A 536-nucleotide genomic window follows, 5' to 3' on the forward strand; every position below is an offset into this window, starting at 1 on the left:
GCTAGGGTGGATCATATCTTCTTTCGCGATTCTGAATTGCGTCGCCATGATCGTATTAAACAATTCCCAGTGTTTGATCAGCAGTTGTTCACGATTGTCTGCGATATCTGGCCATGTTTCTTGCATCATTGGAGCAAGGCTGACTGCGCCGTGTGCAAAGATCAACATCTGCCATTTTGATTCCCACTGATCGAATTGTGCTTCTGGGAACTCACTGTTGTACTGCGCGAAAATGCTCGTGAAAATCTCGGCAAACTCGTCTTTTGACTTTAAGAAGTAGTCAAACAGCGCGTTATCATCTTGTCGGATTGAGTCCGCAATCATTTGCACCGGATGAGGGTTCACGAGTGCAAACGCCAACATGCGAACCATAAACAGGTAAATTTTGCGATTTGATGGGGTGTTCTCAGGCATTTCGTTGATTAGGCCTGCCATATAATTTTGCAGGAACTCATCCATCGCGTCACTCACTGCTTGCCAGATTTTCTCTTTGCTGCCGAAGTGATGACGAATCAAACTATGTGATACACCCGCCT

1 protein-coding gene is annotated in these 536 nt (G+C 45.7%); it reads right to left on the reverse strand.

Annotation, left to right across the window (positions count from 1 at the left end; all coding sequences use genetic code 11):
• On the reverse strand, positions 1–536 hold a 536-nt coding region (gene vdeR, locus R7Q09_RS27990; protein WP_318144186.1), incomplete at both ends, for an efflux transporter transcriptional repressor VdeR.

It is taken from the genome of Vibrio sp. 2130-1, assembly GCF_033339515.1.